We start from the raw sequence: 15,580 nt of genomic DNA on the forward strand, positions 1-15,580 counted from the left end.
TCGTTTATCTGAAAGCTATTAAGCCGTTGTTCAGACTTCCGACGTATATGGCGGTTCTTAGGAAAATATCCTACAGCGGTAATGTCTTTTACATCATCGTTATTTCACTTCTTAGTTGTTTCATTGAACTGTTTACATTCAAGGCCGTTTCGTTTGATTGACTTACCTGTTACTGATTCTCGCTCACCCCTCACCAATCCGCTGACTCTGTATCTGGCGCGGCTGGCGCCGTCCAGCCAACTGACCATGCGTTATGTGCTGCAGGATGCCGCCGACCGCCTGGGCTTCGATGACCACGATATCGAGGAAATCCCTTGGCACAACCTGCAACCCGAGGACGTGATTGCGCTGGTGGCCACCTTGCGTTCGGACGGCTATGCGCCGAACACCTCCTCGCTGTATGTCAACGCGGTGCGCGGGGTGATGAACGAAGCGTGGCGCATGAGCCTGATCTCTCAGGATCACCTGTTGAAGATGCGTTCGGTGAAGGGCATGGCCGGTACGCGGCTGTCCCAGGGGCGTAATCTCAGGCGCACGCTGATCCAGGAGCTGATGGCGGTCTGCGCCGCCGATCCACGGCCGCAAGGCCTGCGGGATGCTGCGATCATCGGGATTTTGTACGGTTCGGGAATGCGCAAATCCGAATCGGTGAACCTGGAGTTGAATCAGGTCGATTTCACCGAGCGCAGCCTGCGGGTGACGGCCAAGGGCAACAAACAGTTGATCAAGTACGCCCCGGCCTGGGCCTTTGCCAAGCTTGAAGCCTGGCTTGAGCTGCGCCGTTCGCTGCTCAAGGACGGCGAGCCGGACGACCCGTTCCTGTTCAACCGCATCCGTCGTGGCAGCCACATTACCCGTGAGCGCGTCACCAAGCATGCGATCTACTACATCGCCCGGCAACGGGGTGCGCAGGTCGGGGTGAAAATCATGCCCCACGACTTCCGGCGTTCATTCATCACCCGGGTGATCGAAGAGCATGACTTGTCGATTGCACAGAAGCTGGCGCACCACAGCAACATCCAGACCACGGCCAACTACGATGTGCGCGACGACAACGAGCGGCGTCGAGCGGTGGATCGATTCGATCTGTAAGCGATTAAATCTCGCTCAGTACATGGGCGTGGCCAATGGTCGAGACTTGAACCGCGCTGCCGGCCGGTGGTGCATACATGCCTGAACTGCGCACCAGCAATGATCGGCCCGATTGCTCGTTGCGGGTCATTGGCTGGAGTTCCACCGTCAGCGTGCAGGTGTTGCCGCTGAAATCCCGATCGGTGACCACGGCCCGGCAACCACCGGCTTCCGGGTCGCTGGGGAGGATGCTGGCCAGTTGCAGCTGTTCGGGGCGCAGCATGATTTGCGCCGAGCTGTTGTTGCGGTGGTTGTTGACCGGGATCCGCCCCAGGTCGCAATGGGCCCAACCGGCCTCGATGCGTGCAGGCATCACCACGGCATCCCCCAGGAATAGTGCGGTCTGTTCGTCTTCGGGATAGCGGTAAAGATCCAGCGGATGCCCGGACTGTACCAGTCGGCCATGACGCATCACCGCCAACTGGTCGGCGAACGACAGGGCTTCACTCTGGTCATGGGTGACCAGGATGGTGGTGACACCCGCGTCCTCCAGCAGCCGCGCAACCATCTTGCGCATGGCGGCGCGCAATCCGGTATCGAGCGCCGAGAACGGCTCGTCCAGCAGCATCAGCCTTGGCTGTTGCGCCAGGGCTCGGGCCAGGGCCACGCGCTGTTGCTGGCCACCGGACAACTCGTGGGGCCAGCGCCCGGCCATCTTCGCGTCCAGCGCCACGCTGTCCATCAGCTCGGCGACGCGCTGCTGTTTTTCAGTGCCCTTGGTGGACAAACCGAAGCCGATGTTCGAGGCCACGGTCATGTGCGGGAACAGTGCGCCGTCCTGTGGCACGTAGCCGATCAGGCGTTGATGGGCCGGCACTTCGTGGGTGCCGTCGACCAGGGTCTGGCCATTGAGCGACAGGCGTCCGGAGTCGGGGAACTCGAAGCCGGCAATCATCCGCAGCAATGTGGTCTTGCCCGAGCCGGAAGGACCGACGATGACCGTGCGACTGCCGCTGGGCACCGACAGGCTGACGTTGTCCAGGGCGCAATGGGCGCCATAGGACTTGTAGAGGGCATTCAATTCAAGAGTGTTCATCGGCCAGCCGTTTTTTTCGATTGGTGATAAAGAAGTCCGGTCAACGGAAGCGACAGCACAACCATCAATAAGGCGTAGGGCGCAGCGGCTGCGTAATCGATTTCACTGGTCAAGGCCCAGAATCCGGTCGCCAGGGTGCGCGTGCCGTTCGGGGCCAGCAACAGGGTGGCGGTCAATTCGTTGGTGATCGCCAGGAACACCAACGCCGCGCCGGCGGCTGCCCCCGGTGCGGCCAGGCGCAAGGTGATCAGCCACAGTGCCCGGGCCGGCGAACGGCCAAGGCTGCGAGCGATGTTTTCCAGTTCCACCGGGGCCTGGGCAATGCCTGCGCGCAGGCTCACCAGCGCACGGGGCAAGAACATCAACAGATATGCCAGCAGCACAGTGAAGGTGGTCTGGTAGATCGGCCGGGCAAAATGGATCGTGACGGTTACCAGGGCCAGCGCCACGATAATGCCCGGCAAGGAGCTGGTGATGTAGTTGCAGCTTTCCAGCACCCGTTGCATTCGACCGGGGTAGCGGATTGACAGCCAGGCAATCGGGATTGCCGCGCAGGTGGTCAGCGCCGCGCCCGCGATGCCGAGCAGCAGGGTTTGCTCCAGGGCGGGCAACAATTCGGCCATGTCCCAGACTTCCACACCGCCGGCGATGAGCCACTTGCCCAAGGTGATCAAGGGCACGCCCAGGGCCAGGGCGCAGGTCGCGATTTGCAGCGTCAGCGAGAGCAGGGTGGAGGCCGGTTTCAGGCACACGACCCGTTGCTCCCGGGCACTTCCGGAGCCGACGCGAGCGTAACGCGCGGAACCCCGGGCAGCGGATTCGGCCGTCAACATCGCCAGGCAACACAGCGCCAGCACACTGGCCAGCATGTGCGCGGCCGCACCGTTGAAGGTCGATTTGAACTGATCGAAGATTGCGGTGGTAAAGGTGTCGAAGCGGATCATGGCGTACAGGCCATATTCGGCCAGCAGGTGCAGGCCGACCAGCAAGGCGCCGCCGCAGATCGCCAGGCGCAATTGCGGCAACACCACGCGGAAAAACACTTTCCAGGGCTTGAGCCCCATGGATTCGGCGACGTCTTCGATGGCTGGATCGAGCCGGCGCAAGGTGGCCGCTACCGGCAAATACAGGAACGGGAAGTAGGCGATGACCGAGACCAGGACACCGGCGAACAAGCCGTGAATCGGTGGCACCAGGCTGACCCAGGCGTAGCTGTGAACAAACGCAGGCACCGCCAGTGGCGCGGTGGCCAGCAACGACCACCAGCGCCGCCCCGGCAGATTCGTGCGTTCCGTGAGCCACGCCAGCGTCACCCCCAGCGCGACGCACAAGGGAATCGTCAGCAGCACCAGCAACACGGTGTTGACCAGCAGTTCACCGACCCGAGGGCGGAACACCAGGGTCACAACGGTTGACCAGCCTGTCTGCAGGGACACGCCGATAACGTAGGCGATCGGTAGCAGCGCCAGTAATGAAACCAGCACCGACAAACCGATCACCCATACACCGCCACGTCCCGCAAAGACTCCGCGGGATCGTCGACGCAAATGTGCGGGTGCCGCCTCAGCGACCCCCGCAGGCAGGGTTTCTGGCATCAATTTAGAGCAGTCCGGCCTGTGTCATCAGCTCCACGGCTTTTTTACTGTCGAGTTTCGAAGCATCGACAGTCGGCGCATCGAGTTGATTCAGAGGCACCAGTTTAGGGTTGGATGCAGCGCCTTTGCCCACGGCGTATTCAAACGACTTGCCGTTCTTCAGGACAGCCTGGCCATCCTTGCCGGTAATGTATTTGAGAAACGCTTGGGCTTGTTCCTGGTGTTTGCTGGAAGCGAGGACGCCGCCGCCGGAGATGCTAACAAAAGCGCCCGGGTCTTTGTGCTTGAAATAGTGCAGGGCGGTGTTCTTGCTGTTTTCGCCCGTCTTGGATTGATCTACCAGGCTGTAATAGTGGTAGATCACGCCGCTGTCGATCTGCCCGGCGTTCACCGCCTTGAGTACCGAACTGTTGCCACGGTAGTTGGCGTAGTTGGTTTTCATCGCCTTGAGCCACTCCAGCGTGGCGGCCTCACCCTTTTGTTCGAGGATGGCCGCGACGATGGCCTGGAAGTCCGCACCACCCGGCGATGCACCCCAGCGACCCTTCCAGCTCGGCGAAGCCAGGTCCATGATCGATTTCGGCAGGTCGGCTTCCGGCAGTTTGCCCGGGTTGTAGACGAACACCGTGGAGCGCGCGGCAATCCCGACCCACTTGCCGTGGGCTGGACGGTAGGCGGAGTCAACCTGCTCCAGCGTGGCCTTGTCGACAGGCGCAAACAGCCCGGCGTTGTCGACCAGGACCATGGCCGGGGAGTTTTCGGTCAGGAACACGTCCGCCGGAGAAGCCGCGCCTTCCTGCACGATCTGATTGCCCATCTCGGTATCATCGCCGTTGCGCAAGGTGACGGGTATACCGGTCTCCTGGGTAAAACCCTCGACCCAGGCCTTGCTCAGGCCTTCGTGTTGCGCGTTGTACACCACGATGCCGACGGAGTCAGCGGCATAGATCTGGCCGGCGCTCAGCAAAGCGGTGGCCAGCAGGGCTTTTTTCAAGAACGAAGGGATTTTTGGAATCATTCTGCGAGCTGCTCCTGGTGCATTTTTTTGAAAGTCATGCGCATTCAAACGCCAGTTAACCAATGCGAATCATTTGCATGTTTTTGAAGTGCGGGAAATGTAGAGATCCAAATGAGAAAATAACGTCAAAAAAACCGTTAATACATGTAATTTTCATTCAGATTAGCAGCACTGTGCCCACTGTGGTTCGACTCGTCCATAAAATGATGATGTCGATCAGGAACTGACGCAGTTGGGGATGCCTCCCGGCCCTTTTTGGTGTCTTCTGCGTCAGGGCAGGATTGGCGGGAAGATCAGGACCTGCATATCGCCGCGGCGATAATGCTTGCCGTCGGTGGGCAGCGCCTCGACTTCCTGAACCTCGGCGACGCTGTTGACCCGCATCACCACCCCGACCGAGCCCTTCTTGCGCGCCTCGTTCATCCATTGCCCGACGTCTTGCAGGGTCACCTTGCGCGAGGCCGCCGCGGGATCCTGGAGGCCGTATTTCATTTCACCGACCACGTTGTACAGCGCAACGTCCGGTCGCCTGGTCAGCCACGACAAGGCCGAGGCCGCTCCCAGGTCGTTACTCAGCAGCGTGGTGGCCTGGTTCAGGCTGTCCAGGTGTTCGGAGATAAACCGGTCGGGCATCTTGCTGTCGACGATCAGGCCCGGCATGGCGGCGGGAAGCAGCGCCACCAGCAGCCAGATGCCGAGGGCCGGCATCGCCCATAACGTCAATGGCCGCAGGATTTGCAGGGCGTTGGCGATGATCCAGCCCAGCAGCACGATGAACGCCAGGGACAGGCTGAACATCTCGGTATTCTCGAAAATCTCTTTGCTCGATTGCAGGTAAAGCAACGCAACCAAGGCCGTTGTGGCGATGATGACGTTGAGCCATCCGTTGAAACGAATTGTCCGTGATCTGGATTGTTCCAAAAGGCCGGTCAGCGCGTGACCCATCAGTAGCGCCAGGGGCAACAGGCAAGGCATGATGTAGGTTGGCAACTTGCCGCTGCTCGTGCTGAAAATCGCCAATGGCAGCAACAACCAGAGCAGGAGAAAACCGCCGACAGGCTGGCGTTTGTTGTTCCAGGCCTGGATGAATGTCGTCGGCAACAACACAGCCCAGGGCAGGGCGCAAACCACCAGCATCGGCAGGTAGAACCACCACGGACGGGCGTGTTGCGCGTTGTCGGCGGCGAAGCGGCGTACGTGTTCGTTCCAGAAGAAGAAATTCCAGAAATCCGGTTCCTGATGATGGATGGCCTGCGCCCAGGGCAGGCAGAGGGCCACCGCTACTACAACTGCCAGTGGCCCGTATCGCAACAACTCGCCGATGCGGCGCTGCCAGACCATGTAGGGCAGGGCGATCACCGCCGGCAGCAGCCAGGCCAGAAGGCCCTTGGTCATGAAGCCCATGCCGCAGGCAATGCCCAGGACTGCCCAGGCGCCCAGCCGGGCACGGGTGGTGCGGCTGTCAATGGCGGACCACAGGCAGGCCAGGCTCAGGTTGACCCACAGGGTGAACTGCGGGTCGAGGTTGGCATACCCGGCCTGACCGGCAACTAACCCGAAGCTCATGTACAACAGTGCGCAGGCGAAGCTTTTGCGCGGATCGTTCCAGAACCGGCGGGCAATCAGGTAGGTCAGCCACACACTCACCCCGGTAGACAGTGCAGACGCGATACGCACCCCGAACAGATTGTCGCCAAACACCGCCTGACCGATGGCGATCATCCAGTACCCGGCAATGGGTTTTTCGAAATAACGAAGGCCCAGCAAGTGCGGCGAGATCCAGTTTCCACCCTGCAGCATTTCCTGGCTGATCTGGGCATAACGGGTTTCATCGGGAATCCACAGGCCGTGACTCATCAGCGGCAACAAGTAGAACGCGATGAACGCCAGGAACAAGGCCAATAGCATCCAGCGCTCGCTGGCCGGCGCCGTTGGGGAGTACAGGGGGGAAGAATGGCCGGCAAATTTGGGCAACGGCTGATTTGACGTCATGACTCGACCTTGGCGCCGGGACGGCTGGTTAAAGAGTGATGGGTAACTTGCTGGAGGGAAAACCGGAATGATATTGGACAGTGAGAAGTTCTTTTCATACTTCTCGCTGTTTGTTCAGGTGTCATTCAGCCAACTTTGAATTAACTTGTTGCCAAAGTTGTCGATCCGCAATGGCGGAAGTTTCATTTTTGTAAAAGAGTGTTCCAGTCTTCGGCATTCACAATGCCGAGTACTTGCAATTGACCATTGCCATCGATGTGGACAAACAACGCGCTGCCATACTCGGCGTCCTTCGCCGAATGCTTGAGGCCGGTCTGTTTTTCAAAGTCAGCGATGCAACCGCTATGGGTCACCAGCACCAGGTTGCGATGGGCCACCTTGTGCGCCACGACATCGTTACGCAGAGTCGTGCCGCAGGTCGCCAGCCATTCCTGAGTCCGTGGGTCGCTGCTGAACATGTAATGCGCGGTCTGCACGGTGCGTGTAACGGGGCTGGTCAGGATGTCGGTCTGTGACAGACCCAGGTGTGCGAGACCTTGCCCGACAACGGCCGCCGCTTCACTGCCGACACGGGTAATGCCGTCAGCCGGGCCCAGGCATGGGTTGCTGGAACGGTCGCAACGTTCGGTATGACGAACCAGCACCGCGATCTCGCCGGCACTCCAGTGTTGCAGCAATCGGGCCCGGGCTTGCGCGCTCTCCTGGGCCAGGTTGGTCGGGGATTTGGGCCACAGGACAAAACCGGTGGCCAGCAAGCCGACGGTCAGTGCGCCAATGGCCGCGACCGATCTGGACAGGCGCGAAGACGGTTTACGCAAGACGGGGTTGACCAAGTTTTTCCACCATCGGAGCGCCAGGAAAGTGCTGTTGATAAAGTCCGAAACAGCATAAAAAAATCCACCTGGACCAAGTTCGGTGAATTAACTGCAGCGAAAGTTACAACTCTGCAAGTGTCAGGGCAGTGAAAGGAATGTGAAAAAATTGCAGGGGAGGGTACCGCTAGTCATTAGCCGGTTACTGGGAATTGTTATCTTTTTCTGTTGCGCAGAATTACAGCGGAACACAGAAGGGACGGATCAACGGCGAACTTGTCGCCGTTGATCCGGGGGGGGGGAAGGCGTTCAGGGTGCGGGGCAACTCGCCTGTGGTTTGACGGCCGTCTGGCTGATCAGCGCGGCCAGGCGTTTGACGTTGTTTTGCTGGGCAAGCACCAGGTCATCGATGGTCGCGCCGGAGGGCGTTTGCAAGGTACTGCGGCAAATCACCCGGGCCGTGTCGCCGGTGCTGGCACTGCGCAGGCGCCATTCCACGTCCATCAAGGCGTACTGGCCGGGGACCGAGTCAAAACGCTGCACATCGATCCGCACCGAATGTCGGCCTTGTACAGGACTGTTACTCAGTTGATCAACCAGCGCACTGCGCAATTCGTCCACGAGGGTAGCGCCCCACCATTGGGTTTCCAGGATCACCAGGCCACTGTTGCCCTCGCGAATGACGATCTGCGCGCGATCGACCTGGGGCGGCACGCTGAGCATCTCGATCTCGATCACCCCGACGGTGGTCCTTGAGTGATTGCCTTCCTGGGCCGGGGTCAGGGTGTGGAATTGAATCGGGTCACTGCGGCAGGCGGCGAGCAGCAACATCGCGGTGACCAGGGTGAACTTCAGCGGTAAAGCCATGGGTATTGCTCCTGTGTTCAATTGCGCGGCGGCCCTTGCAGATCCATGGGCGCGGCATTGTTCGGACGGCCGCGAAGCAGCGATTCCGGATGCCGTCCCAGGTAATCCGAAAGATCACGCAAGGATCTCGACGTGCGTCCCAGTTCATCCAGGGTTTGCCCCAGTTTTTCCCGTTGCGGCGAATCGTCGGCCAAGGTCGAACTGGCGGACTGTAGGGTCGAATTGGCGGTTTCCAGGGTCTTGCTGACATCCGACAGGGTGGTTTGCACGCCAGGCAGGATCTTGCCGTTGAATTGCATCATGCCTTTGCGCAGTTCGACGAGATTGCCATCGAGATTGCCGGCGATGCGCTCGATCGGCAGTTTGTTGATCTTGTCGACCATGGATTCGAGTTTTTCCTGCAATTGCTCGAGGCTGCCGGGAATGGTTGGAATCATGACCGGGCGTGCGTTTGCATCGAAGGCGACTTTGTCGGCCTTGGGGTAGAAGTCCAGGGAAATGTACAACTGGCCGGTCAGGAAGTTGCCGGTGCGGGCCTGGGCTCGCAGGCCGTTTTCGATAAAGGTGCCGATCAGGCGCACGCCCCCGGCCTCGTCATTGGGGTCATGATTGAGTGCCTTGAGCATTTTGATGTGGGCCTGGCCCAGGCGTTGCGGGTAAATCACGATTCCGACGTTGATCGGAAAGGAACGTTTTTTCTCGTCGTAATCCAGATTGACCGCCACCACCTTGCCGATTTCCACACCGAGAAATTCCACCGGGGCATCGACCTTGAGCCCACGCAGTGCCTGGTCGAAGCGCATGGCCAGGTATTGCGGCTTGCCGTTTGGCGGGGCGAGGGCGGTTTGTTGGTCTTCGAACAGTTCGTAGGCGTACTCTGCGGCAGCAGGCTTATCGTTGGGGCTGTAGTCGGGCGCGCGGAAGGCAATGCCGCCCACCAGCAAGGACGACAAGGATTCGGTCTTGACCGCAAAACCGTTGGCGCCGACGTTCACGTCAATGCCGCTGGCGTTCCAGAAACGGGTGTTTTCTGTGACGTACTTGTCATTGGGGGCATGGATGAACAGCTCTATGTTCACGCCTTTGCCATCCGGGTCCAGCGCGTAGGCCACCACTTGGCCCACCGGGATCTTGCGGTAATAGACCGGGGAGCCGATATCCAGCGACCCCAGATCCTGGGTGAACAAGGTGAAACGCTTGCCCGGCTCGCCGTAGGTGATGGGTGGCGGGTTCTCCAGCCCCGTGAAGTGTTTTGCCCGGCCGTTGGCCTGGCCGATATCGGCACCGATGTAATCGCCCGACAGCAGCGTATCGATACCGGACACACCGCCCGCTCCAATGCGCGGCCGCACTACCCAGAACTGCGAGTCCTCGCGGGTAAAGCTTTCGGCCTGCTTGGCCAGCTTGATGGTGGCGTTCACACTCTTCTGGTCGTTGCTCAGTTCCACATCCGAGACTTGGCCAATCACCACATTACGGTACTTGACCTCGGTTTTATTCGCGGTCAGGCCGCTCCCGGTCTTGAACGTGACAACAATGGTCGGACCTTGCTGCAGAATGCTGTGAACCACCAGCGAAATACCCACCAGCACCGCGACGATCGGCACGATCCAGACCAGCGAAACGCTGAAACGGCGGGTCTTGATCGGCGCCGGCCCGGGGGCTTGCGGCCCGTCAGTGGCTTGTGACTTCATCCGTGACCTCCTCATTGTTTGGGTTTTCCCGTTCTTTATCCCAGATCATGCGCGGATCGAAACTCATTGCCGAAAGCATGGTGAACACCACCACCAGACCAAAGAACAGAATGCCCGGGCGCGGCTCGATGTCGGCCAGGGCCTGGAATTTCACCAGCGAGGCGACCAGTGCGACCACGATCACATCGAGCATCGACCAGTAGCCGATGACCTCGACGAAGCGGTACAGCGTCGACCGCTCTTTACGTGCCCACTCGCTGTCGCGGTGCACGGTCACAAGCAGCAGCGTGATGGCAACGAACTTGATGCCCGGCACTGCGATACTGGCAATGAAAATGATCAGGGCGATGTCCCAGGCTCCGGCCTGCCAGAACTCCAGCACGCCGCTCATGATCGTGCTGTCGGCGCCATGGCCGACCATTTCGGTGTTCATTACCGGCAGCAAATTGGCGGGGATGTAAAACACCAGGGCCGCAATCATGTAGGCCCAGGTGCGGGCCATCGAGTTGGTTTTGCGTCGATGCAAAGGCGCACCGCAACGCTCGCATTCGTGAGGGTCGCCAGTCATGTCGCAGGCCAGCCCGCAGCTGTGGCACAGGCACAGGTTGAGCTCGTCGGCGTACGGAGGCGTGCTCATACAATGTCCCATAGTTCGCGGATGTCGCGCCCGGCGATGCGGATCATCATCAGGCTCAACACGGCCAGGGCAAACAACCCGATACCGGGCAGCACATCAAGCAGCCCGGCGAGTTTGATCACGGCGACCATGGCGCCCAGCAGGCAGACTTCGAGCATGCTCCAGGGCCTCAGGGTTTCCAGCCAGCGCATGCAGAGCTTGAAGCCGGGTGAGCGTTGCCCGGAGAGTGCAAAGCCCAGTACCCAGATCAACAGCAACAACTGGAAGATCGGCGCGATGATCATGGCGATCGCCGCCACCATGGCGATGAACGTGATAGGTCCCAGGCTCAGGGCCAGCACCGAGTCCCAGAGGGTGGCGCTGTGCTTCGAGCCTTTGAGGCTGATGCTCATCACTGGATAGAAATTGGCGAAGATCCACAGCATCAACGCGGTGAAGGTCAACGCAAGACGCTGTTCCACTGTCAGGCCGTTATAGCGCTGCAGCACGCCGCCGCAGCGCGTACACAGGGTTTTCTGATGTTTGGCGAGCGTCACTTTTTGGTACACGCTGTCGCAGTGCTCGCAGATGATCAGTTGATCGGTAGATGCCATGGGCCAGGCTCAACAGAAGGCAGGAAGTTCAGAGCACCCCCTCAATATAGAAGTGCCTTGCAATTGAGCAAATCGAAAGTCGAAACAAGGGGATGGGTAGAAGAGCGAATACGCAGAACCATGTGGGAGCGGGCTTGCTCGCGAAAGCGGTGGGTCAGTCGACATAAATGTTGAATGTCCGACCGCTTTCGCGAGCAAGTCGGATCGCCGCACCGCCGCTCCCACAGTAGGCAGGGGGCGCCTGGCAGAATTGTGTCAGCAGAGCATTTCCCGCATCCGATACCAGAACATGCCAAGTGCCAGCAGTGGCGAGCGCAAGGCACGGCCGCCGGGGAAGGTCATGTGGGGCACGGCGCTGAACACGTCGAAGCCTTTGCTGTGACCCGCATGGATCGCTTCGCCCAACAACATCGCGCACCAGTGGGTCACGTTCAGTCCATGGCCGGAGTAGCCCTGGGCGTAGAACACGTTCGGGTGCTGGCTCAGGCGCCCGACCTGGGGGAAGCGGTTGGCCGAGATGCCGATCTTGCCGCCCCACTGATAGTCGATGCGCACATCGGCCAGTTGCGGGAACACCTTGAGCATCTGCGGACGCATGTAGGCCGCGATGTCCGCTGGGTCACGCCCGGAGTAATGGCAGGCACCGCCGAACAGCAAGCGCCGGTCAGCCGAGAGCCGGTAGTAATCCAGACCGACCTTCTGGTCGCACAGCGCGACGTTGTGCGGGATCAGTTTTGCCGCGGCATCTTGCGACAATGGCTCGGTGGCGATGATGTAGCTGCCCGCCGGGAGCACCTTGCCGCTGAGCTTCGGTTCCAGTTCTTCGAGGTGCGCGTTGCAGGCCAGCACCAACGTGTCGGCGCGCACCGTTCCACCCGCGCAACGGACCTGCACCGTGCTGCCATGGATCAACTCCAGCACCGGGCTCTGCTCGAAAATTTGCACCCCAAGGGACTCGGCAACTTGCGCTTCGCCAAGGACCAGGTTCAGCGGATGCAAATGCCCCGAGCCCATGTCCACCAGGCCGCCGGCATACACGCCGGAGTTCACCACCTGTTCACGAATCTGCTCCGGCGCCACCAGTCGGGTTTCAAAGGCATAACCGGACTCGATCAGTTCCGCCTGCTCGGCCTTGAACGCCTTGAACTGGGCCGGGGTATTGGCCAGTTCACAGAAGCCCCAGCTCAGGTCGCAATCGATACCGTGCTCGCGGATGCGATTGGCCACGACTTGCACCGACTCGGTCCCGGCGTGTTCCAGGTATTGCACACCATCGGCGCCGATGTGCCTGGCGAAACCGCTGACGTCATGGCCGATACCACGAATCAACTGGCCACCGTTGCGCCCGCTGGCGCCCCAGCCAATCCGCCGGGCCTCCAGCAGGACCACCGAGAGCCCGCGCTGGGCCAGTTCGATGGCTGTGTTGATGCCGGTGAAACCCGCGCCGACCACGCAGACATCGGCCGTCAGGTCCGAGGCCAGCGCGGGACGCTGCCTCATGCCCTTGGCGGACGCCGCGTAATAGGAGTGGGTGTGTTCCTCTGTGTACTGATTCATTTGTTGGACTTCACTTTGCTCCACGAGCGGGTCATCAGGCGCATGATCGACTGCGGCGGCGTGGTGGAGATGTAGAGTTTGTCGAGGACTTCCTGGGGCGGATAGACCTCGGGGTTGCTGACCAGCTCAGGGTCCATGTACTGCTTGGCGGCCGGATTCGGGTTGGCGTAGCCGACCGAAGCGCTGACCTTGGCAATCACTTGCGGGTCCAGCAGGTAGTTGATGAAGGCGTGGGCTTCTTTCGGATTGCTGGCGTCGGCGGGGATGGCCAGCAGGTCGAACCACAGGTTGGCACCTTCCTTGGGAATGGCGTAGGCGATGTTCACGCCGTTGTTGGCTTCCTTGGCGCGGTTGGCGGCCTGGAACACGTCGCCCGAGTAACCGAACGCCACGCAGATGTCGCCGTTGGCCAGGTCCGAGACGTACTTGGAGGAGTGGAAGTAGGTGATGTAGGGGCGGATCTGCAGCAGCTTGGCTTCGGCCTTCTTGAAGTCCTCGGGGTTTTCGCTGCGCGGGTCCATGCCCATGTAGTTGAGCATCGCCGGGAACACTTCGTCCGCCGAGTCCATCATCGACACGCCGCAGGCGCTGAGCTTCTTGATGTTTTCCGGCTCGAACAGCACGGCCCAGGAGTCGATCTTGTCGATGCCCAGCACAGCCTTGACCTTGTCGACGTTATAGCCGATGCCGTTGGTGCCCCACAGGTACGGCACCGAGTGCGAGTTGCCCGGATCGTTTTTCTCAAGCAAAGCCAGCAGTTTCGGGTCGAGGTTCTTGAAGTTCGGCAGCTGCTCGCGATCGAGCTTGAGGAACGCGCCGGCCTTTACCTGGCGGGCGAGGAAGTGGTTGGACGGCACCACCACGTCATACCCGGTGCGACCGGCAAGCAATTTGCCTTCCAGGGTTTCGTTGGAATCGAATACGTCGTAGATCACCTTGATCCCGGTCTTGGCCTGGAAGTCGGCGAGGGTGGTTTCGCCGATGTAGTCGGTCCAGTTGTAGACACTCACCTGGGGTTGGGCCTGGGCAACGGCGCTGAACAGAACCGCCAGTGCGGCTGGAACCACGGATTTCAATAGACGCATATCGATACCTTCTTGGAATTATTGGATTCTTTGGGTGTTCACCTCAACCTGTGGGAGCGGGCTTGCCCGCGATGGCGGCCTTCCAGTCAACCAAGATGTTGAAAGTGCTGGCCTCATCGCGGGCAAGCCCGCTCCCACAGGGAGTTGTGATCCCTGGTGAGAGCGTGGAAGTCAGACGCTGAGCATCAGGAACTCACGCTCCCACGAACTGATCACCCGTTTGAAGTTCTCGTGCTCGGCGCGTTTGACCGCGACATAGCCCCGCACGAACTTGCTGCCCAGGTAACGGCTGATGGTGTCGCACTCTTCCATCTGGGTCAGGGCGTCCTCGATGGTGATCGGCAGGCGCAGGTTGCGACGCTCATAGGCGCGGCCCTGTACCGCAGCGCTCGGCTCGATGCGCTCGACCATGCCCAGGTAACCACACAGCAGGCTGGCGGCGATGGCCAGGTACGGGTTGGCGTCGGCACCCGGCAAGCGGTTTTCCACGCGCATTGCATCGGGGCTGGAAGTCGGCACGCGCAGGCCGACGGTGCGGTTTTCTTCGCCCCATTCGACGTTCACCGGTGCCGAGGTGTCCGGCAGGAAGCGGCGGAACGAATTGACGTTAGGCGCGAACATCGGCAGCACTTTCGGGATGTACCTTTGCAGGCCGCCAATGTGATGCAGGAACAGCTCGCTCATGTTGCCATCGGCATCGGCAAAGATCGGCTGGCCGGTGGCGATGTCCACCACGCTCTGGTGAATGTGCATGGCACTGCCAGGCTCGTCGCCGACCGGCTTGGCCATGAAGGTGGCCGCCACGTTGTGCTTGAGCGCCGCTTCACGCATGGTGCGCTTGAACACGGTGATCTGGTCCGCCAGGTCCAGGGCGTTGCCATGACGGAAGTTGATTTCCATCTGCGCCGGGCCGTCTTCGTGGATCAGCGTATCGAGGTCCAGGCCTTGCAGTTCGCACCAGTCATAAACGTCTTCGAACAGCGGATCGAATTCGTTGGCCGCGTCGATGGAGAACGACTGACGACCACTTTCGGCGCGGCCCGAACGGCCCATCGGTGCCTTGAGCGGCAAGTCCGGGTCTTCGCAGCGCTGGGTCAGGTAGAACTCCATTTCCGGCGCGACGATCGGCCGCCAGCCTTTGTCGGTGTACAGCTGCAGGACTTTCTTAAGTACGTTGCGCGGCGACAGTTCGATCGGGTTGCCGAACTTGTCGAAGGTGTCGTGGATCACGATGGCGGTCGGCTCGATGGCCCATGGCACCACGTAGACAGCGTCTGCGTCCGGCTTGCAGATCATGTCGATATCGGCCGGGTCGAGCAGGTCGTAGTAGATGTCGTCGTCGACAAAGTCCCCGGTTACCGTTTGCAGAAGGACACTTTCCGGCAGGCGCATGCCTCGCTCATGCAGGAACTTGTTTGTCGGTGCAATTTTGCCGCGTGCAATGCCGGTCAGGTCGCTGACGACGCACTCGACTTCGGTAATCTTGTGATCTTTCAGCCAAGTGAACAGCTGATCGAAAGGGACATTCATAAAGACCTCGTTATTGGTTTTATTAGCGCCAGG

General features: G+C 60.3%; 13 protein-coding genes. 1 reads left to right on the forward strand and 12 read right to left on the reverse strand.

Going from position 1 to position 15,580, the window contains the following annotated elements; translation table 11 throughout:
* The first annotated feature begins 153 nt into the window (after window positions 1-153).
* On the forward strand, window positions 154-1,092 hold the full coding sequence (locus PMI34_RS07735; protein WP_008052200.1) for a site-specific integrase: 939 nt from the start codon (window positions 154-156) through the stop codon (window positions 1,090-1,092).
* Window positions 1,093-1,096: 4 nt separating this feature from the next.
* Here the strand turns inward: PMI34_RS07735 and PMI34_RS07730 are convergent, their stop codons facing one another.
* The 12 genes from PMI34_RS07730 to PMI34_RS07675 form a co-directional block, all read right to left on the reverse strand.
* Window positions 1,097-2,167, reverse strand: a complete 1,071-nt coding sequence (locus tag PMI34_RS07730) for an ABC transporter ATP-binding protein (protein WP_008052201.1) — start codon at window positions 2,165-2,167, stop codon at window positions 1,097-1,099.
* Window positions 2,164-3,762 carry an ABC transporter permease gene (locus PMI34_RS07725; protein ID WP_008052202.1) on the reverse strand — a complete coding sequence of 533 codons (1,599 nt, stop codon included), beginning with the start codon at window positions 3,760-3,762 and terminating at the stop codon, window positions 2,164-2,166. The genes PMI34_RS07730 and PMI34_RS07725 overlap by 4 nt, the downstream gene beginning before the upstream one ends.
* A gap of 4 nt (window positions 3,763-3,766) precedes the next feature.
* Window positions 3,767-4,780 (reverse strand): iron ABC transporter substrate-binding protein, encoded by a 1,014-nt coding sequence (locus tag PMI34_RS07720; protein WP_008052203.1) that lies wholly within the window; start codon window positions 4,778-4,780, stop codon window positions 3,767-3,769.
* A gap of 270 nt (window positions 4,781-5,050) precedes the next feature.
* A complete protein-coding gene (gene arnT, locus PMI34_RS07715; protein ID WP_008052204.1) occupies window positions 5,051-6,772 on the reverse strand; it encodes a lipid IV(A) 4-amino-4-deoxy-L-arabinosyltransferase in 1,722 nt (573 codons plus the stop codon).
* A gap of 182 nt (window positions 6,773-6,954) precedes the next feature.
* A complete protein-coding gene (locus tag PMI34_RS07710; protein ID WP_008052205.1) occupies window positions 6,955-7,605 on the reverse strand; it encodes a histidine phosphatase family protein in 651 nt (216 codons plus the stop codon).
* A 288-nt stretch (window positions 7,606-7,893) separates the two neighbouring features.
* Window positions 7,894-8,451, reverse strand: coding sequence for a PqiC family protein (locus tag PMI34_RS07705; protein WP_008052206.1), 558 nt, complete (start codon window positions 8,449-8,451; stop codon window positions 7,894-7,896).
* Between the two features lie 17 nt (window positions 8,452-8,468).
* Window positions 8,469-10,145, reverse strand: coding sequence for a PqiB family protein (locus PMI34_RS07700; RefSeq protein ID WP_008052207.1), 1,677 nt, complete (start codon window positions 10,143-10,145; stop codon window positions 8,469-8,471).
* Window positions 10,126-10,782, reverse strand: coding sequence for a paraquat-inducible protein A (locus PMI34_RS07695; protein WP_008052209.1), 657 nt, complete (start codon window positions 10,780-10,782; stop codon window positions 10,126-10,128). The genes PMI34_RS07700 and PMI34_RS07695 overlap by 20 nt, the downstream gene beginning before the upstream one ends.
* Window positions 10,779-11,375: a paraquat-inducible protein A gene (locus PMI34_RS07690; RefSeq protein ID WP_008052211.1), complete on the reverse strand. Its 597-nt coding sequence runs from the start codon at window positions 11,373-11,375 to the stop codon at window positions 10,779-10,781. Before PMI34_RS07690 ends, PMI34_RS07695 begins: the two co-directional genes overlap by 4 nt.
* A gap of 255 nt (window positions 11,376-11,630) precedes the next feature.
* Window positions 11,631-12,932, reverse strand: coding sequence for an NAD(P)/FAD-dependent oxidoreductase (locus tag PMI34_RS07685; RefSeq protein WP_008052212.1), 1,302 nt, complete (start codon window positions 12,930-12,932; stop codon window positions 11,631-11,633).
* Window positions 12,929-14,017, reverse strand: coding sequence for a polyamine ABC transporter substrate-binding protein (locus PMI34_RS07680; protein ID WP_008052213.1), 1,089 nt, complete (start codon window positions 14,015-14,017; stop codon window positions 12,929-12,931). Before PMI34_RS07680 ends, PMI34_RS07685 begins: the two co-directional genes overlap by 4 nt.
* Before the next feature lie 171 nt (window positions 14,018-14,188).
* Entirely contained in the window at window positions 14,189-15,547 is a 1,359-nt protein-coding gene (locus PMI34_RS07675) for a glutamine synthetase family protein (RefSeq protein WP_008052214.1), read from the reverse strand.
* Window positions 15,548-15,580 lie beyond the last annotated feature (33 nt).

This window comes from Pseudomonas sp. GM74, assembly GCF_000282455.1.
In the GTDB taxonomy this organism is placed as follows: domain Bacteria; phylum Pseudomonadota; class Gammaproteobacteria; order Pseudomonadales; family Pseudomonadaceae; genus Aquipseudomonas.

Coding starts and splice junctions, on each gene's coding strand:
- PMI34_RS07730 (WP_008052201.1), bottom strand. CDS start 2,167: ATGAACACTCTTGAATTGAATGCCCTCTACAAGTCCTATGGCGCCCAT.
- PMI34_RS07725 (WP_008052202.1), bottom strand. CDS start 3,762: ATGCCAGAAACCCTGCCTGCGGGGGTCGCTGAGGCGGCACCCGCACAT.
- PMI34_RS07720 (WP_008052203.1), bottom strand. CDS start 4,780: ATGATTCCAAAAATCCCTTCGTTCTTGAAAAAAGCCCTGCTGGCCACC.
- arnT (WP_008052204.1), bottom strand. CDS start 6,772: ATGACGTCAAATCAGCCGTTGCCCAAATTTGCCGGCCATTCTTCCCCC.
- PMI34_RS07705 (WP_008052206.1), bottom strand. CDS start 8,451: ATGGCTTTACCGCTGAAGTTCACCCTGGTCACCGCGATGTTGCTGCTC.
- PMI34_RS07700 (WP_008052207.1), bottom strand. CDS start 10,145: ATGAAGTCACAAGCCACTGACGGGCCGCAAGCCCCCGGGCCGGCGCCG.
- PMI34_RS07695 (WP_008052209.1), bottom strand. CDS start 10,782: ATGAGCACGCCTCCGTACGCCGACGAGCTCAACCTGTGCCTGTGCCAC.
- PMI34_RS07690 (WP_008052211.1), bottom strand. CDS start 11,375: ATGGCATCTACCGATCAACTGATCATCTGCGAGCACTGCGACAGCGTG.
- PMI34_RS07685 (WP_008052212.1), bottom strand. CDS start 12,932: ATGAATCAGTACACAGAGGAACACACCCACTCCTATTACGCGGCGTCC.
- PMI34_RS07680 (WP_008052213.1), bottom strand. CDS start 14,017: ATGCGTCTATTGAAATCCGTGGTTCCAGCCGCACTGGCGGTTCTGTTC.
- PMI34_RS07675 (WP_008052214.1), bottom strand. CDS start 15,547: ATGAATGTCCCTTTCGATCAGCTGTTCACTTGGCTGAAAGATCACAAG.